The organism is Sandaracinaceae bacterium (assembly GCA_020633055.1).
In the GTDB taxonomy this organism is placed as follows: Bacteria; Myxococcota_A; Polyangia; order Polyangiales; family Houyiibacteriaceae; genus JADJJE01.
The window spans coordinates 937,163-955,603 of record JACKEJ010000006.1 but is presented as its reverse complement, the minus strand read 5'-3'; the positions used below and the strand labels follow the sequence as shown (position 1 = coordinate 955,603).

18 protein-coding genes are annotated in these 18,441 nt (G+C 70.6%); 7 read left to right on the top strand and 11 right to left on the bottom strand.

Annotated elements, in window-relative coordinates; all coding sequences use genetic code 11:
• The first annotated feature begins 31 nt into the window (after nucleotides 1–31).
• The 3 genes from H6726_13435 to argJ are packed head-to-tail and all read left to right on the top strand — an operon-like array spanning nucleotide 32 to nucleotide 2,943.
• Nucleotides 32–943 carry a hypothetical protein gene (locus tag H6726_13435; protein MCB9658646.1) on the top strand — a complete coding sequence of 304 codons (912 nt, stop codon included), beginning with the start codon at nucleotides 32–34 and terminating at the stop codon, nucleotides 941–943.
• A 37-nt stretch (nucleotides 944–980) separates the two neighbouring features.
• Nucleotides 981–1,613: a rhomboid family intramembrane serine protease gene (locus H6726_13430; protein MCB9658645.1), complete on the top strand. Its 633-nt coding sequence runs from the start codon at nucleotides 981–983 to the stop codon at nucleotides 1,611–1,613.
• Nucleotides 1,614–1,653: 40 nt separating this feature from the next.
• Nucleotides 1,654–2,943, top strand: coding sequence for a bifunctional glutamate N-acetyltransferase/amino-acid acetyltransferase ArgJ (gene argJ / locus H6726_13425; protein ID MCB9658644.1), 1,290 nt, complete (start codon nucleotides 1,654–1,656; stop codon nucleotides 2,941–2,943).
• Nucleotides 2,944–2,976: 33 nt separating this feature from the next.
• On the opposite strand, the gene H6726_13420 is transcribed toward argJ, so the two are convergent.
• The 5 genes from H6726_13420 to H6726_13400 form a co-directional block, all read right to left on the bottom strand.
• On the bottom strand, nucleotides 2,977–3,930 hold the full coding sequence (locus tag H6726_13420; protein MCB9658643.1) for a PilZ domain-containing protein: 954 nt from the start codon (nucleotides 3,928–3,930) through the stop codon (nucleotides 2,977–2,979).
• A 55-nt stretch (nucleotides 3,931–3,985) separates the two neighbouring features.
• Entirely contained in the window at nucleotides 3,986–4,453 is a 468-nt protein-coding gene (locus tag H6726_13415; protein MCB9658642.1) for a GNAT family N-acetyltransferase, read from the bottom strand.
• 205 nt (nucleotides 4,454–4,658) lie between these two features.
• Nucleotides 4,659–5,447 (bottom strand): zinc ribbon domain-containing protein, encoded by a 789-nt coding sequence (locus tag H6726_13410; GenBank protein ID MCB9658641.1) that lies wholly within the window; start codon nucleotides 5,445–5,447, stop codon nucleotides 4,659–4,661.
• A 1-nt stretch (nucleotide 5,448) separates the two neighbouring features.
• Nucleotides 5,449–5,862: a (deoxy)nucleoside triphosphate pyrophosphohydrolase gene (locus tag H6726_13405; protein ID MCB9658640.1), complete on the bottom strand. Its 414-nt coding sequence runs from the start codon at nucleotides 5,860–5,862 to the stop codon at nucleotides 5,449–5,451.
• 42 nt (nucleotides 5,863–5,904) lie between these two features.
• Nucleotides 5,905–6,222 (bottom strand): hypothetical protein, encoded by a 318-nt coding sequence (locus H6726_13400; protein MCB9658639.1) that lies wholly within the window; start codon nucleotides 6,220–6,222, stop codon nucleotides 5,905–5,907.
• A gap of 49 nt (nucleotides 6,223–6,271) precedes the next feature.
• Here H6726_13400 and H6726_13395 point away from each other — a divergent pair, with 49 nt between their 5' ends.
• Nucleotides 6,272–7,309 (top strand): class I mannose-6-phosphate isomerase, encoded by a 1,038-nt coding sequence (locus H6726_13395; protein ID MCB9658638.1) that lies wholly within the window; start codon nucleotides 6,272–6,274, stop codon nucleotides 7,307–7,309.
• A 26-nt stretch (nucleotides 7,310–7,335) separates the two neighbouring features.
• Here the strand turns inward: H6726_13395 and H6726_13390 are convergent, their stop codons facing one another.
• From H6726_13390 to H6726_13365, 6 genes are all read right to left on the bottom strand, one after another.
• Complete coding sequence (locus tag H6726_13390) at nucleotides 7,336–8,073, bottom strand: phosphocholine cytidylyltransferase family protein (protein MCB9658637.1); 738 nt, start codon at nucleotides 8,071–8,073, stop codon at nucleotides 7,336–7,338.
• A gap of 2 nt (nucleotides 8,074–8,075) precedes the next feature.
• Entirely contained in the window at nucleotides 8,076–9,266 is a 1,191-nt protein-coding gene (locus tag H6726_13385) for a CDP-alcohol phosphatidyltransferase family protein (protein ID MCB9658636.1), read from the bottom strand.
• Nucleotides 9,267–9,381: 115 nt separating this feature from the next.
• Complete coding sequence (locus tag H6726_13380) at nucleotides 9,382–10,200, bottom strand: metal-dependent hydrolase (GenBank protein ID MCB9658635.1); 819 nt, start codon at nucleotides 10,198–10,200, stop codon at nucleotides 9,382–9,384.
• 136 nt (nucleotides 10,201–10,336) lie between these two features.
• Nucleotides 10,337–11,350 (bottom strand): AraC family transcriptional regulator, encoded by a 1,014-nt coding sequence (locus H6726_13375; GenBank protein ID MCB9658634.1) that lies wholly within the window; start codon nucleotides 11,348–11,350, stop codon nucleotides 10,337–10,339.
• Nucleotides 11,347–13,047: a serine/threonine protein kinase gene (locus tag H6726_13370; protein MCB9658633.1), complete on the bottom strand. Its 1,701-nt coding sequence runs from the start codon at nucleotides 13,045–13,047 to the stop codon at nucleotides 11,347–11,349. Before H6726_13370 ends, H6726_13375 begins: the two co-directional genes overlap by 4 nt.
• Before the next feature lie 75 nt (nucleotides 13,048–13,122).
• Nucleotides 13,123–13,983, bottom strand: coding sequence for a 3-keto-5-aminohexanoate cleavage protein (locus H6726_13365; GenBank protein ID MCB9658632.1), 861 nt, complete (start codon nucleotides 13,981–13,983; stop codon nucleotides 13,123–13,125).
• Nucleotides 13,984–14,040: 57 nt separating this feature from the next.
• Between H6726_13365 and H6726_13360 the strand changes: the two genes are divergently transcribed.
• The 3 genes from H6726_13360 (at nucleotide 14,041) to H6726_13350 (ending at nucleotide 18,421) form a co-directional block, all read left to right on the top strand.
• Nucleotides 14,041–14,538 carry a MerR family DNA-binding transcriptional regulator gene (locus H6726_13360; protein ID MCB9658631.1) on the top strand — a complete coding sequence of 166 codons (498 nt, stop codon included), beginning with the start codon at nucleotides 14,041–14,043 and terminating at the stop codon, nucleotides 14,536–14,538.
• Between the two features lie 77 nt (nucleotides 14,539–14,615).
• Nucleotides 14,616–15,683, top strand: a complete 1,068-nt coding sequence (locus tag H6726_13355; protein ID MCB9658630.1) for a hypothetical protein — start codon at nucleotides 14,616–14,618, stop codon at nucleotides 15,681–15,683.
• Complete coding sequence (locus H6726_13350; protein MCB9658629.1) at nucleotides 15,680–18,421, top strand: hypothetical protein; 2,742 nt, start codon at nucleotides 15,680–15,682, stop codon at nucleotides 18,419–18,421. The genes H6726_13355 and H6726_13350 overlap by 4 nt, the downstream gene beginning before the upstream one ends.
• The last annotated feature ends 20 nt before the right edge of the window (nucleotides 18,422–18,441 follow it).

Below are 18,441 nucleotides of genomic sequence, written 5' to 3'. Positions count from 1 at the left end.
GGGCACGACGACGGCACGCTATAGTCCCCCCATGACGACCTCACGCACTCGGGTGGCCCTCGGCTGGCTCATGCTGTCGCTGCTGGCCAGCGCCCTGCCCGCACGCGCGATGTGCCCGGCGCCGCAATACTACGTCACGCTGCGCACGCCCACCGACCAGCCGCTTCCGCCGGAGCTCCCGCTGCTGCTGGTGGTGTCGATGGACCGCACCGGCACGCAGGTGTACACGTCCGACGGCGCCATCGCGCCCCCCTCACTGAGGGTGACGGGCGGAGACGACTTCGCACAGGATCTCGCGGGTGAGCTCGTGGGACCGGGTCTCGTGGCCTACCACGCCGAGCCGTCGCTCGCGCCCGGCGCGTACCAGGTCGAAGGGTTGAGCGCACCCGTGAGCGTCACGGTGGCGGCACGCGCGCTCCCTCCCCTCGCCGCGCCACAGGTGAGCTCGGTGGTGCATCGCGAGCGAGAGTCCGAGGGGCGCTACGGTGGGCGCACCTGGACGGACCGCATCACGCTCGGTGCGCCGTTGCCTCGCGAGGCGGTCGCGCTGGTGTTCGCGCTCGACGGGTCGCGTGCCCAGCTGGACATCCCGTCGAGCGCCCTAGCGTCGGCGGCGCGCGAATTGGAGATCGGCGGGAGCATGGGCGGACACTGCGGCGGCGACCGACCCCCGGGAGACTACCGCCTCGCCGGCCGGAGCGCGCGTGCTTCCCTGGTGGACCAGTGGGGTCGCGTCGCCGTGGCTGGTTCGGACGTGAGCATCGCGCAGGAGGGTGCGCTCTCGCGGGCCAGCTCCGGGGGCGCGAGCCCGCACACGTCGCGGTGCGACGCCGTGGTGAGCGCTCAGGGTTCCCTCGCGTCGCCGCTGCTCACGGCGCTCGCGACGCTGGCCCTCGTGACGTGGCGCCGCCGTTCGGCCCACGCGCGGCGCGCCGCGCGATAGGCGGGCGGTTCGGCGCACGGCTGCTACGCTCCCACGCATGGGTCAGCGCGAGTCCGCGATGGTGGCGCTTCGAAGAGAGTTCACGCTCTACAAGTGGCTGCTGCTCTTCGTCATCGCGTCGTGGTGGGTGGTCGAGGCCATCGACACCGTGCTGCCGGGGATGACGCTGGACGTCTTCGGCATTCGTCCCCGCACCCAGGCGGGCCTGGTGGGCATCCTGCTTGCGCCGTTCCTGCACGGCGGCTTCCAGCACGTCCTCAACAACAGCATCGGCATGCTGTTCCTGGGGGGCGCCGTCATCCTGCGCAGCGTCCGCGACTACGTCGTGGTGTTCCTCAGCGCGATGTTCGTCGGGGGCCTGGGCGTGTGGCTCATCGCGCCTTCCAACAGCGTGCACATCGGCGCCAGCGGTGTGGTCTACGGCTACCTGGGGTACCTGCTGACCACCGGCTGGTTCGAGCGCAAGCCCCTCGCCATCGTGCTGAGCGTGGTCGCCGCGGTGCTGTGGGGCGGCCTGCTCCCCGGCGTGCTGCCAGGCCAACCTGGCATCTCGTGGCAGGGTCACCTGTTCGGCTGCCTGGGCGGCGTGCTGGCCGCGAGCTACCTGGCCAAGCGTGCCCCAGCACGCGAGGCCCGGCCAAACGGCGCCGGGCGCGCGAAGTCGCGCTGAGCCTCTTGCTGGTAAAGGCGCGGCGACGTAAGACAGCCGCATGAGCCACGCGCAGCTTGCCCTCGTGCACGTCGAGGAGCCCACCGACGGTGATCCCGACGCCACACGCTTCTCGTTCGACTCGGCGCTCACCGGCGGCCGCGTCACGCTCGCGGACACGCTCGAGCACCAGCCGGCGGGGCTGCGCAGCGCAGCGCTGAAAGCAGGCATCAAGTACGCGGATACCCTCGACTTCATGGTGGTGACCATGGACGCTGCGGGTCCCGCCACCGGTGTCTTCACGCGCAACCGCTCGTGCAGCCCTGCGGTCACGCTGGACCGCGCGCACCTGGCGGACGGCACCGCGCAGACGCTGGTGGTCATCAGCAAGAACGCCAACGTGTTCACGCCCACGGCCATGGACGACACGCGCGCCATCGTGAACGCCGTCGCCAAGCGCCTCGGCGTGCGCGACGTCGACGTCCTCACATCGGCCACGGGCGTCATTGGCGTGTCGTTGCCGATGGCCAAGGTCAACGCCGCCATCGCGCAGCTGCCCGAGGCCCTGCAAGAAGGCCTGCTCCCGGACGTGGCGTCCGCCATCCTCACCACGGACCGCGGCCCGAAGGTCGCGTCGGCGCGCTTCGGCGACGTGGTGCTGGCCGGCATGGCCAAGGGCGCGGGGATGATCGAGCCCAACATGGCCACCATGCTGGTCTACTTCTTCACCAACCTGGACGTCCCCAGCGAGCGCCTGAACGCGCTCGTGAAGCGCGCGGTGGACGCCACGTTCAACGCCATCTCGGTCGACACCGACACCAGCACCAGCGACTCGCTCATGCTCCTGTCGACCGGGGCGGTCGCCACGTCGCCAGACGCAGAGCGTGACCTCGAGGCGTGCCTCACGGCCATGTGCCTCAAGCTCGCGCGCGAGGTCGTCTATCAGGCCGAAGGCGCGACGAAGCTGATCGAGGCGCGCGTGCACGGCACCGACAACGACGTGGACGCGAAGGCGATGGCCAAGCAGATCATCAACTCGCCGTTGATGAAGGCCGCCGTTTTCGGGGCGGACCCCAACTGGGGGCGCGTGGTGATGGCCATCGGCAAGCCGGGCCCCGGCCGCGAAGCGCTGCTCGATCCCACGCAGATCCGCATCCACATCAACGACGCGCTGCTGTTCGACCGTGGCGCCGCGGTGCCCCTCGACCTCGGCGCGGTCAGCGCCAGCATCCGCGACCGCAAGAAGGTCACCATCGACGTCGCCGTCGGGGGCGGCAACGGCTCCGCCACCGTGTGGGGCTGCGACCTCAGCTACGAGTACGTCAAGGTCAACGCCGAGTACACCACCTGAGGCCTCGCGTGACCGAAGCCCCGTGAGCCTCGCTCAGTCGTCGTAGAACGTGGGCGCGCGCTTGCGGATGAAGCGCATGATCAGCTCGCGGTCCTTGGCCTGCAGGTTCTCGAACTGGATGCCCATGCCGGGATCGGAGTCGGCGCTGAAGTCGAACGGGTCGCGCACGTAGCGGACCCACCCGTTGACCTTGAACTCGTAGCCGCCCGGGAGCGTGACCAGCACCTCGACCGAGCTGCGCACCGCCAGCACGTCGTACGTGGCGAGGAAAACGCCGCCCTCGGAGATCTCGCCGGAGAACCCCACGAAGAAGTTGCTCTCGGTGGTGGCGCCGATGTTGGCCTCGACCGACGCACGCGCGCCCGCCGGCGTCGGGGCGGGGGGTGGCCCGGAGGTGCGCGTGCGCGCGACGGGCTCGGGTTCCGGGGCCGGTGCGGGGGCTGGCTGCAATGCCGCTGGAGCGGGCGCAGCAGCTGCAGGCGCCACGTACGGGGCTGCCGCGGGCGCCGCCTGTTCGGACACGGGAGCCTGGTAGGAGTATTGCGACGGCGAGGGCGCTGGCGCCGCAGCGGCCACGTGGGCCTCCTTGGGCACAGGCGCGTGCGGTGGGATGTGTCCGACCGCGGTCGCGGCGTAGGCGGACTGCGCAGGCGGCATCGACGGCGCGTGCGCGAGCGGGTACAGCGCGCTCATGGACGCCGCGATGGCCTCGACCGCTGGCTCCAGGCGCTGCTTGTATTGGGCCGGTACGTCCTGCAGCAGCGCGAGTGTCTGCCCCAGCGTCCCGAGCGCGTTCTTCACCGACGCGCGACCGTCGAGCTCGGACGACGCGCGCTCGGCCTCGAACAGGGCCCCGATGGACTGCGCGATGTTGGAGGCGACCGCCATGACGTCTTCGGGGATGTCGGAGTGCTGCTGGAGCGCGGCGAGCGCCTGGCCGAGGCGTTCACGCGCGGTGCGAGCGGTCTGGGCCGCAGAGTAGGTCATGTGGTCTGCCCAAGTGGAGTGAAAGCGGGAGGATAGCCACGATCGGCGCAGTGCGTCAAAGGTCCTTGGTGAAGACCATGCGGGCGCGACCGCGACCAGCGTAGTCCGGGTCCTCCGCGCCCTCGAATCCGAGGGCGAGGTGGAAGCGTGTGGGTCCCTCGTGTCCCACCGCGGCGATGGCCTTGACGCGCGCCATCCCCGCCGCGCGCGCGTGTTCGCAGAACGTGGTGTAGAGGTCCTGTCCAACACCACGGCGGCGGTGCTCTGGGTGGATGCCCACCAAGTGGATGTACCCTGTCGCGGGCTGTGAGCGGGTGTGCAGGCCGAGCAGGAAGCCGACCAGCAGCCCCCCCTCCTCGGCGACCAGGGCGGTCTCACCGAACTCGTGGAAGAACAAGGGGTGGGCGCGCTCCGGCGATGGTCCCCCCCACCAGCGGTCCAGAACGGCCACGATTTGATCGAAGTCCGGCTTGGTGGCGGACCTGATCTGGAGTCGCGACTCCGTCGTGACGGCTGAGGTCATGCTGTGGTGCTACCACGGCCCGCCGGGGACATGGAAGCCCCACGAGGGCTGCGACGGCGCATGGTACGCGATGGCGGTTCCCGTCCCGCCCGCTCCTGTGGCGGCGGGGCGCCCTGACGGTCCGGCTGCCGCGGGTGGATGACGGTCGTGGGCACACCGACAGGACCGGGCCAGGCGCGCCGCGGGCACCGTGATGCCCGCGGGCTCACCCCTCGTGCTCGGCCTCGCGCGCTCGCTGCCGTTCGCGCGCCTCCAGCTCTTCGAAGCGCGCGCTGAGCTCGTCCACGGGCGCCACACGCACCTTGGGACCTCGACCGACCAGCTCGACGAAGCGGAACAGCACCACCCCCTCGGAGCTGATGTCCACGCTCACCCGTGCGCCATCCGCGGCCAGGTTCGTGAGCAGCTGCTCCGCGTCGGCCGACGTCATGTGCAGCTCGGTCGCGACGTCCGTGACGGTCAGCACGCCGCCGCGCTGCTCTGCCAGGCGCAGCACGTCCAGCTCGGCCTTGCGCTTGGCCCGCGCGATCGCAGCGTCACCGGCGCGGTTGCCGGCGCGCACGGACAGACCGCCCACACCGACCCCGGCCAGGCCCAACGCCGCGGCCCCTACGACCACCCCAGCGCCGAAGGGAAAGACCAAGAGCAGGGCCCCGGCCCCGAGCACCCCAGCGGCCATGGAGAACGCGCCGAAGGCCCGCAGGGCCGTCCCGGCGGAGCGCCCCGCGGCGAGCTCCAGCTGCGCCCCCGAGACCGGCTCCATCGCGGCCCCAGCGCCGTCGCCGCCGAGCACGACCGTGCCAGGCTTGACGGTGCGCGGCTTGTTGCACGCGACGCAGACGTAGCCCCCGCCCCGCGCACGCACGCCAGCCACCGCGTGGCAGTGGGGGCAGCGGTTGTCCTCACCGAAGACCCGCGCGCACCCTGGACAGCGCGTCGCGCCGCTGGGGATGGGTGTGCTGCACACGGGGCACACGGCGGGGACCGCGCTCACGTCAGCCCTCTCCGAGCAGCTGGCTCATGGACGCTTCGTCGGCGGGGGTGAAGGGCAGCTCGTCGAACTCGTCCGAGGTCACCCAGCGGAAGCCATGCACCGAGCGGGTCTCGAGCGGGGCGGACACGTCCGCGAACGCGCACTGGTACAGGTAGAGGTCCACCGTGTAGTGCTCGTAGGGGTGACTGACGAACGAGATGAGGTCTCCCACCTGCAGCTGCACCGCGTCGCCGAGCCGCTCGGCGAACTCGCGGCAGAGCGCCTGGGCGTCGGACTCGCGGGGCTCCACGCGACCGCCCGGGAACTCCCAGAGGAGGGGCAGCACGGCGCTCGGACGCCGCTGGGTGATGAGATAGCGCCCGTCTCGCTCGACGAGCGCGGCGACGACACGAATCGATTTCGGAGGCGAGGTCACGCGCAGCGGGTATAGCACGCCCCGCTGCACGGCGGCCGTCCGTCAGTCCTCGTACTGCTCGACGATGGCGCGCTCGGGGCGCTCGATGCGCACGATGGGGCTGGTGACGAGATCGCGACCGCTGGCTACGAAGAACAAGGACTCGCCGACGCTGGGCACCCCGTCGGTGGCGCGGACGCCGCCGGCCGCGAGGAAGGTGAGGCCCCCCGACACGCGGCTGCGGAGCGCCAAGTGACCCTGCATCCACTCGCCCGTGCGCGCGTCACGCACCCCCACGCACTGGTTGCGGCGTACGTGGTACTCGGTGTTGCGGGTAACGAACACTTGGTGGATGCGGCGTTCACGACCGATGTAGCGCATGATGGGGCTCCTGGGTTGGGACGGACGGCAACCAACCTACATGTGATCCATGACCCCACCAAAAAACCGACTGAACGCGGTGCGGACCACCCCTGCCATCACGCCCACGAGCCGCACGCCCTGGGGCGGGACGCGTATGGCGGAGCACTACCGCGCGGCGCTCGGACTGGACGCGGGGCAGCGCGTCGGCGAGGCGTGGGTGTTCTCGCTGGACCCTGCGTTCCCGAGCCTGGTCGACGGGACGCCACTCGCTGACGCGGTCGAGAGCACGCTCTTGCTGAAGCTCCTGGACGCCGCCGAGCCCCTGTCCGTGCAGATCCACCCGGCGGACGACTACGCGGGCCTCACCGCCGGGCAGTCTGGCAAGCCCGAGGCCTGGTACGTGTTGGCGCGAGACCCAGGCGCCGGGCTGTTCCTCGGGTTCAAACCGGGCGTCACGGAGGCGCGCGTCGCGCGGGCGCTGGCAGAGAGCGAAGATGTCAGCGCCCTGATGCACTTCGTCCAGGTGGAGCCGGGTGACTTCTTCGTGATCGACGCAGGGACCCCGCACGCCATCGGGGCCGGCGTGATGCTGGTGGAGCCGCAGCGCGTGCTCCCCGGGTGGTCGGGGGTCACGTACCGCTACTGGGACTGGAACCGCCGCTACGACGCGCATGGGCGAGCGGACCCGAGCGGCGAGGCGCGCGAGCTGCACGTCGCGCACGCCCTGGCGGTCACGGACTGGGCGCGGGTCACCCGCCCGGGTTTCGTGGACGAGATCCGGGTGCGCACCGAAGTCGCCCGCGCGTGGGACCCCCCGGTGCAGCAGTTGCTGACCAGCCCCACGCTCGAGGAGCCGAGCTCGGACCGACGGGGTCGCGTGGCGGTGCCCAGCAAAGACCTGTCGGTCATGCGCCTCGCAGGCTCGGGCTCGTGCGAGCTGCCCGACTGGAGCTCGCAGGGAGCGGCGGCGCTGTGCGTGTTGGAGGGTGTCGTCGAGCTGGACGGGCTCATCGCCACAGCCGGACAGACCCTGGCGCTGGTCGCCCACGGGCAGACCGTGGAGCTCACACTCGCCCACGCGATCCTGGCCGCCGCACGCCCCTGAGCGTGATGCACGGGCGCGCGCCGGGCTCAGCCGAACTGCCGTTGAGCCCGCTCGAGGTCAGCCGCGAAGTCAACGTCCATGCACGCGTCCCCGTCGACGTAGAGCACCCCCACCGGTCCTCCACGCTGCGCGATGCGCTCGACGGCCGTGATGTACCACGCCGTCGCGGGGTCCGAGTCCCGCCCCATCGCCTCGAGCTCGTCGCTCAGCAGCTGGCGCCCCTCTCGAAAAAAGGCGCGGATGCCCAGAGACTCGCCCGAGGCCTCGTCGAGCGGGATGGTCTTGGCGATCTCGAGGATGCGTCCGTCGACGATGCGCACCTTCATGTCCTCGGCGTCGTACGCCGGACGCTGCGCCACGGGCACCAGGATGGGATGCTCGTCGCAGCGCGCGATGGCACGCAGCGTGTCCACGGCGAACACGTTGTCGGCGTTGATGACCAAGAAGTCTCGGTCCATGAAGTGTCGGGCGACCCACAGCGAGAACATGTTGTTGGTGGTCGCGAAGTAGGGGTTGTAGACCGTCGAGACGCGCGCCTTGGTGCCCGCAGCGGCCCGCCAGCGGGCGACCTCGGCCTCCATCATCTCGAACGCATAGCCCGTGACGAGCACGATGTCGTCCACGCCGATGGAGAGGCACGCGTCCAGCTGCCGGCTGAGGATGGTGCCCTGCCCCAACGGCAGGAGGCACTTGGGGCGGTCGTCCGTGAGCGGCTGGAGCCGGGCGCCGCGGCCGGCGGCGAGGATGATGGCGCGGTGCAGCATGATCAGTCGGCGGGTGCTTCCTGGGTGAGCCACGACACGATGGGCCGCCCGGTCGCCTTGTAGAGCGCGGCCTGCACCACCTGCAGCAGGTGCACGACGAAGCTGAACACCGTCCAGGCTGCGACGACGAGGATGCCCTCGAGGGGCCGCCCCACGAGCGTGGCCAGCGTCAGGATGATGAGGTTCGGGTTGCGACGGGCCGTCACCAGACGGAACGCGCTGTCGACCGGGCGCCAGATGTGCATCTCGACGCCGAACCCGACGATGAACAGCCCCTCGAGCAGCCGCTGCGCCACGTAGAGGATCATGATCGACCAGAACACCGCGGTGGACCAGGGGTGGTCGGAGAACGCAGCACCCAGGCCCGTCATGAACCCCCAGTACCAGAAGGGCGGGTGCACCAGGTCGATCGAGTGGTCGAAGTAGTCTCCGAACTTCGAAGAGGTGAGCGTCACGCGCGCGAGCTTGCCGTCGACCGAGTCGAGCAGGCACATGCCCCAACCCACGATCACGCCGAGCCCGAATTGGCCACGGTAGAAGAGCCACGTCGCCAACACGGTGAGCACGAAGCTGAGCGTGGTGACGTGGTTCGGGCGCAGCCCCAGGGCGGCGCTGAGCTGAGTGAGCTTGCGCACCGGAAACGGAAACAGGTACTTGGTGGCGACGTCCGTCACGCCCTTGTACGACCCGGCGAACACTTGGCGCTCGATGGCGTCGCGCGCTTCGTCGGAGATGGGCAAGACGTACGGCGTGGCGCGCTTGCGCAGCTGCTGGTTGTACGCGAGATCGGCCGGCAGGACGACGCGCTGGCTGTCGGCGAGCGGCCGAGGGAGCGCGGCTTCCCCAAGCGCGGCGGCCGCGTCACGCGCGAGCGCGGAGGGGACGTGGAAGGCCACCGGCTGGCCGCTGGGGAGGCACAGCACGGTGCCCTCGGTGGCCATGAGGTTGACGATCAACGTCGCCTCGAAAACGTAGTCCCCACGGATACCGATGACCGCTCCCGCCTGATCCGCGCTAGCCCCGGCCGCCAGCACGGCGGCAGCCACGTCCGGCACCAGGGTCGCCTCGATACCGCGCGTCGCGAACAAGCGACGGAGGCGCTCTTCGCCGCTGAGCCCCCACACCCGCGTGGGCACGGAACCGACGATCAGCGCCCGCGGAGCGGGCGATGCGGCTGCGTTGGCCTCGTTCATGGCAGCGGGTGTAGCAGACCTGGCATGGGACGCCCTGACTATAGCGTCCCTCGGGCGTGTGTCAGGGTCCCCTCCTCGACGGTCGCCCACCGGGGTCTGGTGGGCGAGCGGTCGGTCAAGCCGCGATCGGGGCGTGCCCATGTCGCCACGCCTCGACCAGCGCGGTGTCTCCGTGGTCGAGCGGATGGAACGACGGGCGGAAGTAGTCGAGCAGCGGGAGCGCCAGCTGCTGAAGGCGCGCCGGCTTGCCGAACATGAAGCGCCCGAGCTTCACCCACTCGCGGGGCGACGTCGCGATGCCATCCGCGTGCATCAGGCGCACCTGCTGCTCGAACAGCACGGCCCAGAAAATGACGGTCGCGAGCACCATGATGGCGCCGCGCTCGACGGTGTGGCCGCCCGCGGCCTGGTAGACGTCGAAGGCCACGCACTTGTGCTCGCTCTCCTCGGCCGCGTGCCAGTTCCACATGCGCACCATCTCGGGGTGCGCCTCGGCCAGGATCGCGGGGTTCTTGAGCAGCAGGTCACCCAGCAGCGCCGTGTAGTGCTCGAGCGCACAGGTGGCGGCCAGCTGCCAGCGCTTTGGGAGCGTCTTTTGAACGAGGCCCAAGAGCTTGACGAGGCGGGCCTCCAGCTCGTGCGCGGGGTACCCGTGCGCGTCGATCATCGCGTTCATGCGCTCGTGCTCGCGCCCGTGCATCGCCTCCTGCCCGCAGAAAGCGCGCACGGCGGAGCGCAGCTCGGCGTCCGTCACGTGCGTGAGGTGTGCGCGTACGCTGGCGATGAAGAAGCGCTCACCCTCCGGGAAGAGGGTGGACAGGTTGTCGAAGAACAGCGTCACGCCGCGTCCGCCGCCGTGCCAGTGCTTGGGGACGCCGGTCTCCAGGTTGAAGCGCATGTTCCGAACTTCGATGGGGTGAGTCGTCGTTTGCATCGTGCTTTCCTTGGCGTGGGCCGGTGCTTACCGACCTTCTGTGCACAATGTGCCGACGGGCACCCCCTCTGACGAGGGCGGCTGAGGCCGCATTTCGGTCGGATGGGGCCAGCGATGGGGGACCCGACCCGACGAGTCAGCTGCGACCCTGTCGCTGAAAGACCGCAGGGGTCATACCCGTCCAGCGCCGAAACGCCCGCGAGAAGGCGCTCGCGTCGGCGTACCCGAGGCGCTCGGCGATGTCGGCATGAGAGCTCTTGTCCTCGCGCAACCACACCATCGCCCGTTCGCAGCGGGCCTCGTCGAGCACCGAGGTGAAGCTGGTGCCCTGTGTCGCGAGCCGCCGCTTCAACGTGCGCTCCGACATGTGCAGCGCGCGCGCCACCTCTTCCAACGTGCGATAGCCCACGCCATCTGCCGGCTGCAGCACGGAGCGCACGCGCGACACGATGTCCCCGCCGAAGCCCAGGGCCTGCAGCTCCCGCTCGCAGTGCTCGCGCGCCACCTGCATGGCGGCTGGGTCCGACATGGTCATGGGCAGATCGAGCAGCTCGCGCGCGAACACGAGCTGCGCGACCGGCTGATCGAAGCGCAGGCCGCCCGGCATGTACTTCGTGAAGCGGTCCATGTACGCCGGGCGCGGAAACGGGAAGTCGGCCTCGCCTCCGACGGCTTGCCCAGTGGCGGCCTTGGCGATCTGCCAGATGCCCATGGTGAATGCGAAGAGCACCGCGTCGCGCGCGCTCCCCAGGTCCACGTGCTCGTCGATGATCAGGGCCGCCGTGTCGGTCCCCTCGACGACACGCAGACCGATGGCGGTCGTGCGGGTGGGGACGTAGCGGATGGCCAGGTTGAGCCCCGCGCGCACCGTGGCGGACGTGAGCGCGGCGTATCCCAAGAGCCCGTGCGAGGACACGCGCATGTCCATGCCGAAGTAGATACCCAGGGCGGGCTCCCCGGTGAGGGTCCGGGCCCGCTCGATCAGCTCTTGGAAGACGGAGATCTCCAGCCGCCGATCGGGCTGGGTCAGGTCCTCTTGGGTGACCCCGAGACCATCCAGCAGCTCGGCCGGGTCCACCTGCCAGCGCTGCACCAGCTCGGTGAGGTGGTGCGCGTGGATGGCCGGCAGCGAGTGGGAGGTCTCGGTCATGGGCGCATCGTGCCTCGCCAACCGGGGAAGGTCACCGACGAAACGTCCGCGGGGCCTGTCGGCTCCTCACGTTCGGGCGCGTGGCCCGGACTCTGGCGACTCGGCGATGGGATCAATCCCACCACCTCGTCCGCCGGAGCGTCGTGCAGCTCTCGCTCGCCAGCAGCGTCGTACGCCCGCCGGAGCGCGCGGTGGAACGCCAGGCAGCTCTCGAAGCGGTCCGCCGCTTGGTCGGCCAGACCTCTGCGCAAGACGGCCGCGACCGGCGTGGGGACCTCGGACAGCGCGTGCTCCCGTCGCACGAGGCTGTCGGGCGACCACTGCCCGAGGCGACGGTCGAGCGCCGTGACGATGGGCCGGAACAGCGTGGCGCACTCGAGCGCGACCGTCGCCAAGGCGAAGAGGTCGGTCCGACCATCGACCGTGCCCCCCTCCAGGTGCTGCTCCGGGGCCATGTAGCCCAGCGTCCCGACCACTTCGTGCGTCGTGATGTTCACGTCGGCGCGCTGCAGCGCTGCGACCCCGAAGTCGATCACGCGAAACGACGGCGATCCGTCGACGACCATGCGGAAGATGTTGGAAGGTTTGAGGTCACGGTGCACCACACCGTGCTGATGTGCGACGTCCAGCGCGCACGCGACGTCGTGCACCAACACCAAGAGCTCATCGGGGGTGAGCTCGCCGTAGCGCACCAGGTAGCGCTCGAGATCCATCCCCGACAGCAGCTCCATGGCGATGAAGGGAAACTCGTCCGCGTCGCCGCTCACCTCGATGACCCGCGTCAGATAGGGTGAGCGGACCTCGGCCATCACCCGACTCTCGCGCTCGAAGCGCGCGAGGGACTGCGCGTTGACGCCTCCGCGGCCGAAACGCAGCACCTTGACGGCGACGGCGTGCCGACCGTCGTCGCGCGCCTCGTAGACCTCGCCCATGCCCCCGCTGCCCAGCAGGCGCCCGAGCTCGAATCGACCAAGGCGCACCCCCGTGAAGCGACCGCGACCCACCGCGCGCGCCGCGTCCAGCTCGGCGCGCGCGTCGTCGAGGAGAGCTTCGGTGCGAGCGACCGCACGGGCGGAGGTCTCCAGCTCGTGTTGCGCCATCAGGCTCTCCGCCAGGAGGCGACGGCCGAAGAGGTGCGCCATGACGTACACCATGACCGTGCCCGCGTTGACCACCAAGCGCACGGCTTGAGTGGACGCATGACCATGCCAGTCCACGCGGTGAATGGGCGACCCCGGCAGCTCGGAGAGGGCGGCCAGGACGAAGTGCTCGACGCAGACGGTCGCGACGACGACCCGCGGCCAACGCGTGGTGTCGTCCATGGCATGGGCGAGCACCCCCACGGTGATGAGAGCAGCGGCCGCCGAACCGATACCGAAGTACGCCTGCATCAGCATCGCGCCGGTGGCGATGACGACCGCGAGCGGCCCTGCCAGGTGGCGCTGGTCCGTCTGGCCAGGCCGCAACGCGTACAGCTTCCCGAGCGCGCCCGCCATGGCCACGCCGGCGCCCAGCCACGCGACCCACGCGTCCTTGGGGGTCCCAGGGACCGCGAGCACCGGGAGCGCGGCTGCGACGGCGATGGCGGAGGCCCCTGCAGTCCACCGCAGGCGTCGTTGGCGCAGCGCTTCGTGGGGCTCATCGGCCTGCCACGAACGTGCGGGGAGCGGCAGGGGACCAGCGTCTTTCCCTCTCATGAGAGCAAGACGGTAGCATCACAGTCCCATTTTGGGGACCCCTGTATTGGGTCACGCCACCGAGGGCCCGGGGCCTCAGGCGGCCATGCCCATCATGGCGCGGGCTTCCGCCGGAGACGCCACCTCGCGTCCCGCGTTGCGCGCACAGGTGGCCAGGGCCTCGATGAGCTGGCCGTTGCCGGTCGTGCGGTCACCGTTGGGCAAGTAGAACGTGTCTTCGACGCCCGTGCGGAGCATGCCGCCGAGGTCGGCCGCCTTCTGGTGCGCGGGCCAGATCTCCTCGCGGCCGATCAGGGTGCACTGCCACACGGACTTCTCGTCCTTGTAGCGCAGCAGCAGCTCGAGGAGGTCCACGTCGACCGGCATACCCGAGGCCACGCCCATCACGAAGTTGTACTGAGCGCTGTCCGTCATACCCGACTTCATGTACAGCGCGATGGAGCGCACGATGCCGACGTCGAAGCACTCGAACTCGGGGAGCGTGCCGACGCGCTGCATGGCGTCGAGCATCTTCTTCACCTTCTCGACCGGGTTGTCGAAGAGCATGGGCGGCCAGGCCCACGTGCCGTCTGCGCGCAGCTTGAGGTAGTTCAGGCTGCCTGCGTTGAGGGCTGCGATCTCGGGCTCGAGCGCGTCGATGCAGGCGATGGGGCCGGACACATCGGGCCCGAACACGCCGGTGGTCTGGTTGATGATGACACCCGGGCAGGCCTCACGGATGGCGTCCGCACAGGCCTTGGCCACAGCGGGATCCCACGACGGCATGTGGCCGAGGTTGGGCTCCTGCCGCCGGAAGTGGATGTGCATGATGGACGCGCCGGCGTTGTATGCGTCGCGCGCGGACGCAGCCATCTCCTCGGGCGTGACGGGCACGGGGTGCTGCTTGGGGTTGGTGAGGACGCCGTTGAGCGCGCAGGTGAGGATGGCTTTGTCCATGGCGAACAGGGGTAGCGCGTGTTAACGTATACGTCAACCAGCTCCTTCATTGGGCAGATGATGACCGTGCGCCGCAAGCCAGCCTCCCCTCCCCCCACTCCCCGCAGCGCGGACGACACCGCCGGCTTCGTGGACGCCCACCGCGCGCAGCCAGCGCGGCAGGAGGTGTGGGGCATCGGTGAGCTGGCGGAGTCGCTCGGGACCACCGCGCGCGCCATCCGCTTCTACGAAGAGAAGGGCCTGCTCACGCCCCGGCGCGTGGGCCAGAACCGTGTCTACACGCGCCGAGAGCGAGCGCGCCTGCAGCTCATCCTGCGCGGCAAGTCGCTGGGGCTCACGCTGCGCGAGCTGCAACACTACCTGGACCTGTACGGCGAGCACGGCGAGGGGCGCAGCAAGCAGCTGGAGCTGGCCATCGCGCGCTCCGAGCAGATGATCGCCGAGCTGAGGGAGCGGCGGGACGCCCTGGACCGGACGATCGACGAGCTCACGCTGATCCGCCGGGTCAGTCAGGAGCGACTCGCCGAGCTGACGGACGGCAGGCGCGGTCGCTGAGCGCCCCCCAGGCCCACAATTCACCAACGGGTGAGCTTGTGCTCGACGAGCGACCGGGCGATGCTCCGGGCCCCCACATGACTTCCCGCACCCCGATGGAGAGAGAGGACGAGCACACGCACGCGGCCCCGGACGACCGCTTCTGGAACGAGTCGTACTACTTCAACTTCTTCGACGAGCGCGCGGAGCTGGGCGCGGCGATGCGCATCGGCTTCTCACCGAATCGGGGGCACATGGACGGCTTCGTGTGCTTCTACTTCGCGACGGGCGAGGTCGGCTTCGTGCGCCTGCACGCGCCGCTCGAGCGAGACGCCTTCGGGAGCGACGTGAGCCGCGTCGCCATCGGCGCGCTGTCGTTCGAGATGCTCCGCCCCTACGATCGTTGGGTGCTGCGGTACGACGGCCCGATCTTCGTGTCCGCCGACGGAGCCGAGTTCGGAGACCTGATGCAAGCCGCGTGCGTCGACCTCCCGCGCCGCCAGGTTCGCTTCACGCTGACCGCGGACTCGCTGCACCCGCCCTACGACTTCCACGCGAGCTCGCGCAAACGGCCGGTCGCTCGGCGCGCCCTGTGGCAGACCATGGCGCAGCCCGGCCGGCTGATGCGTTTGGGCCTGGCGCTGCGAGCGGCACGCGCGCTCCCGTCCATGGCAGGCGCCGCGCACTACGAGCAGGCGACGCGGGTGCACGGTGAGGTGTTCGTCGACGGGGTGCGCGCAGAGGTGAGCGGCAGCGGGCAGCGGGACCACAGCTGGGGCGTGCGCGACATGCGGGTGCCGCGCCGCTGGCGCTGGGTGTCCTTTCAGTTCGGCGCGGATCTGTGTGTCAATGCCACGCGCGTCGAGGTCCTTTCGCTGGTCGTCGATGGCGGCTACGCGTTCTACGGTGGCCGGTCGCAGCCGCTCGACAGCTTCGAGCTCTCGCCCGACGCGGGCGCCCGAGGCCGCTGGCCAGCGCGGAGCACACTGACACTGGGCATCGGAGGAGAACGCCACGTGGTGGACGTCACGGTGTTGCGGCAGCTGCCGGTCGCCATCGAGACCGACGGCCATGGCAGCCTCGTGAACGAGGCCCTGGCGCGCTTCCACTGGCGGGGGCGGACCACCCTCGGAATCGTCGAGGCCATGGAGCAACGACTGGTATGAGCGCCCGCAGCCACGACCCCTCGAGCGCACCGTTGGTGCTCCGCCTCGACGACCCACGCGCACAGGACCGGCGCATCGCGGGTGGGAAGGGGAGCAGCTTGGCGCGGCTCGTTGGACAGGACCTGCCGGTGCCCGATGGCTTCGTGCTCACGACACACGCGATCTCGCAAGCGCTCCCGACGTCGCTGCAGCAGGCGCTCGAGGAGGCCCTCGCGGCACACCACACCGCGCCAGCACCGGCCTCGGCTGCCGACGCCACGGGCGCGCTGGAGGGGCGGATCGCGTCGTTGCGAGACGCGGTGGCGGCGACCCTGGCCGCAGCCGGCTCTGGTGGGTCGGACCCGGCCACCGTCGACCTGGGGGCGCTCGCGCGCGACGCCGCAGCTGCTTTGGACGACGGGGACGACGCGCTGTTCGCCGTGCGTTCCTCGGCGGTCGCGGAAGACTCTGGCGCCGCCAGCTTCGCCGGGCAGTACGAGACCCGCCTCGGCGTCGCTTGGGCCGACCTCCCCGACGCGGTCGGCGCGGTGTTCATGTCATTCCTCGCCCCGCATGCGCTCGACTACCAACGGCAGCGGGGCGTCGCGCGCCTGGACGCCGCGATCGTGGTGCAGCGACTCGTGCCGGCGGACGCGGCGGGGGTGTGCTTCAGCGTGGACCCGACCGGTCAAGACCCGCTGTCGGTGGTCATCGACGCCAACTACGGCCTCGGAGAGTCCGTGGTCTCTGGCCTCGTCACCCCCGACCACATACGCGTCCCGCGGGGTGGCAGTGGGACCGTGAGCACGCGCATCGGAAGCAAGGGGGTCAGAACGGAGTTGGCGCCAGGTGGCGTGCGCCACGAACCCACCCCGGCGAGCTCACGCGTGGTGGCCTGCCTGACGGACGCGCAGGCGCGCAGCGTCGCGGACCTGGCGCTACGGGTGGAGCGCTTGGTCGGTCACCCCGTGGACATCGAGTGGGCGCTGCGCGGCGACCGCCTCCACCTGCTGCAGTCACGGCCCATCACCACCGGGGACGGAGACCGTGCCGCGTCCTTCAGGGCCAGCCTCGACACCCCGATCGACCCCCGCTACCCGCTGTTCTCGAACGGCAACATCAGCGAGGTCCTCCCCGGCTGCGTGACACCCCTCGCCTTCAGCGCGGTCGCGCCTACCATCGACCACGCCTTCCGCGAACAACTGAGGGAGACCGGCGCGCTCATCGACGACAGCCCGCAGCTGCGCGTCGTCGGGTTCTTCTACCACCGGCTGTACCTGTGTGTGTCGTTCCTGCTCGAAGGAGCCCGCAACAGCCCAGGCATCTCACCGGACCGTGTGCTGGAGGAGTTCGTGGGTCCTGTCGAGACGCCCACGCCCGCCTTCACACGCAGCGACCTGACGCCACGCGGCCTGCTCCGTCTGGGGCGCGCCACGCGTGCCCTCCTGCGGCGCCTGCGCACCCTCGAGCGAGATGGCGCGCGCGCCCTCGAGGCGGTGCGCGCCGAGCATGCGCAGACGGACGCGCCGTTTGCCCGGTCGCTCAGCGACGAGGCGCTGGGCGCCGCGATGCGCTTCGACCCGGACCGCGACCCCATCGCGATGGTGCACGTCTGGGCGTCGACCTTCGCGGTGGGGGCCTTCGGCGCGCTGCGCGACTTCACGCGCGCGCACCTGGACGACGACGGCCCGCTGGCCGCCAGCCTGGTGACTGGGCTCGGGACGCTCCCTAGCGCAGACCCCGCGTTCGGTCTGTTCGAGCTCGCGACGCTGCTCCGCGCGGACGATCAGCTCCTACGGTCGGCCGCCGAGCACCCGTCGGACGACGCGTGGCTGCGTTGGCTGACCGACCCCGCGCGACGTGAGACGGCCGCGTTTCGCGGTGCGCTCGACGCCTTCCTGAAGACCCACGGACACCGCGCGGTGTGCGAGGCCGAGCCGCGCAAGCCCTCTTGGCGCGAGGACCCCACGCAGGTGCTGGCGCTGCTGCGGAACGCCATCACTCACGGCGCCGAGGACCCGCACGCCATCCGTGCGCGTCAGGAGCGCGTGACGGCCGAAGCGGCTCGCGAGGCGCGCCGACGGCTGCCGGTGTACCGCCGCGTGGCGTTCGACAAGATCCTGGGTACCGCGCGGCGGTTCATCGCCCTGCGCGAGCAGCTGAAGGACGGCGTGGTGCTGCGCGCGGACCGGCTGCGCGTGCTGTTCCGAGAGACCGCCGACCGCGGCGTCGCGCGCGGCTTCTTCGAGACCCCCGACGACGTGCACTTCCTCTTGGTGGACGAGCTGGGCGCCATGCTCACGGGCCAGCTCGACCAGGCAGAGACGAAGGCCCGGGTCGCGCTCCGGCGGCGCGACTTCGAGCGTTGTGAGCGCCTGCACGTCCCGAAGCTGCAGGATGGCACGCCCGTCACCACCCGGCCCCCGGCCGTCGTGGGCCTGCGCACGCTGCGAGGCCTGGGCGTGTCCCCGGGCCGTGTGGAGGGGCGCGCGCGCGTCATCCACGATCCTCGACAGTCGGCGACGCTCGAGCCGGGCGAGATCCTGATCGCCCCCGTCACCGACGCGGGTTGGACGCCCCTCTTCGTGCATGCGGCTGCGCTCGTCGTCGACGTCGGCGGGCTGCTCTCCCATGGCTCCGTGGTCGCCCGTGAGTACGGCCTCACGGCGGTCGTCGGCGCCGCGGGGGCCACACAGCTGATCGCCACGGGGGACCGCGTGGTGGTCGACGGAAGCCGCGGCGAGGTGACGGTGCTCTGACCGGACCCTTCGACCGTCCC